The organism is Pseudomonas citronellolis (assembly GCF_029335315.1).
Taxonomy (GTDB): Bacteria; Pseudomonadota; Gammaproteobacteria; order Pseudomonadales; family Pseudomonadaceae; genus Pseudomonas; species Pseudomonas citronellolis_A.
Genome location: NZ_JARJLT010000177.1, coordinates 1 through 2,062 on the forward strand (window position 1 = coordinate 1; position 2,062 = coordinate 2,062).

Here is a 2,062-nt window from a genome sequence, read left to right on the forward strand (position 1 = left end):
CGGCCGGGTCGCCGTGCTGGAGCGCGAATCCCACGCCGGCTACCACTCCACCGGGCGCTCGGCGGCGCTCTACACCGTGGCCTACGGCACGCCCCAGGTGCGCGCCCTGACGGCCGCCAGCCGGGCCTTCTTCGACGCCCCGCCGGCGGGCTTCGCCGAGCACCCGATCCTCACCCCGCGCGGCGAGATGACCGTGGACTTCGAGGGCGACCCGGAAGAACTGCGCCGCCAGTTCGACAGCGCCCGCGCCAGCGTGCCGGAAATGCGCCTGCTGGACGCCGACGAGGCCTGCGCCATCGTCCCGGTGCTGCGCCGCGAGAAGGTCCACGGCGCCATGCTCGACCCGACCGCCGCCGACATCGACACCGACGCCCTGCTGCAGGGCTACCTGCGCGGCATCCGCAAGCACGGCGGCAGCGTGCAGTTCGACTGCGAAGTGCTCGCCGTGGCGCGCATCGACGGCCTCTGGGAAGTACGCACCAGCCAGCAGAGCTACCGCACGCCGGTGCTGGTCAACGCCGCCGGGGCCTGGTGCGACAAGCTCGCCGAGCTCGCCGGGGTCACCCCGCTGGGCCTGCAGCCCAAGCGCCGCGCGGCCTTCCTGTTCAGCCCGACGGAGGGTCTCGACAGCCACGCCTGGCCGGTGCTGGTGAGCCTGGACGAATCCTTCTACTTCAAGCCCGACGCCGGCATGCTGCTCGGCTCGCCGGCCAACGCCGACCCGGTGGACCCGCACGACGTACAGCCCGAAGAGCTGGACATCGCCATGGGCATCTACCAGATCGAGGAGCACACCACCCTGAGCATCCGCCGCCCCAGCCACACCTGGGCCGGGCTGCGCTCGTTCTTCGCCGACGGCGACCTGGTCTCCGGCTACGACCCGCAGACCCCGGGCTTCTACTGGGTGGCCGGCCAGGGCGGCTACGGTATCCAGACCTCGGCGGCGATGGGCATGGCCAGCGCGGCGCTGCTGCGCGGCGAAGCGCTGCCCGAAGCGCTGACCCGCCACGGCCTCGACGCGGCCATGCTGACGCCGGCCCGCCTGCGGCCCTGAACCGTGACAGCCGGGCGGCGCATGCGGCACACTCGCCTGCGCCCGCCCGGCCCTTCGCCGCGAGAATTCCAGCCATGCCCGCCGCCGACCCGCTCGACAACTACAAGGCGATAGCCGACGCCATCGCCACGCTGTTCTTCCCCCACGCCGAAGTGGTGCTCCACGACCTGGGCAGCCAGCGCGTGGCCTACATCGCCAACAACCTGTCCAAGCGCGAGATCGGCGACGACGCGGCGCTGGAAGACATGCTCGAAGACGGCACCGAGGAGCGCAACATCGGCCCCTACGAGAAGCTCAACTGGGACGGCCAGAAGATCCGCTCGGTGAGCACCGTGCTGCGCGACGCCGAGGGCACGCCGATGGCGGTGCTGTGCATCAACCTCAACATCAGCCTGTTCGAGCAGGCCAAGGCCGCGCTGGACCTGTTCCTGGCGCCGAACAAGCTGATCCCGCAGCCCGACGCGCTGTTCCGCGACGACTGGCAGGAACGCATCAACACCTTCCTCCACGCCTGGCTGCGCCAACGCCAGCTGGGCCTGAACCTGCTCACCCGCGAGCACAAGCGCGAACTGGTCCTGGCGCTGCACGCCGAGGGCGCGTTCAAGGGCAAGAGCGCCGCGAACTACGTGGCCAACGTGCTGAACATGGGCCGCGCTACGGTGTACAAGCACCTCAAGGAATTGAAGGAAGAGGCCTGAGCGGACGCTCCCGTCCCGTAGGAGCGAGCTTGCGCTGGCCCGAAGGGGAGTAACCCAGAGACGTAGGGCGTATAACCGTTCGCGGTTATCCGCCGCCATTCGTGCCAGCGGGATGTCTGGCATGGCCGATGAATCCAATCGCGGACAAAGTCCGCTCCTACGCCCGTGCTTCCCTGTAACCGTAGGAGCGGACTTCGTCCGCGATTCGGCGGATAACGCCGTAGGCGTTATACGCCCTACGGGTTATCCGCGCGCGCCGGAGCGCCCCGTCCAGCAGGCCAAGCGACACCGCCGCTGGCGAAACAAAAAA

2 protein-coding genes are annotated in these 2,062 nt (G+C 69.6%); both read left to right on the forward strand.

What is annotated here, in order from left to right; translation table 11 throughout:
• The coding region (locus tag P3W75_RS14030) for an NAD(P)/FAD-dependent oxidoreductase (RefSeq protein WP_276227964.1) at positions 1-1,054 on the forward strand (1,054 nt) is incomplete at its 5' end.
• Positions 1,055-1,128: 74 nt separating this feature from the next.
• Positions 1,129-1,752, forward strand: coding sequence for a helix-turn-helix transcriptional regulator (locus P3W75_RS14035; protein ID WP_276227965.1), 624 nt, complete (start codon positions 1,129-1,131; stop codon positions 1,750-1,752).
• The last annotated feature ends 310 nt before the right edge of the window (positions 1,753-2,062 follow it).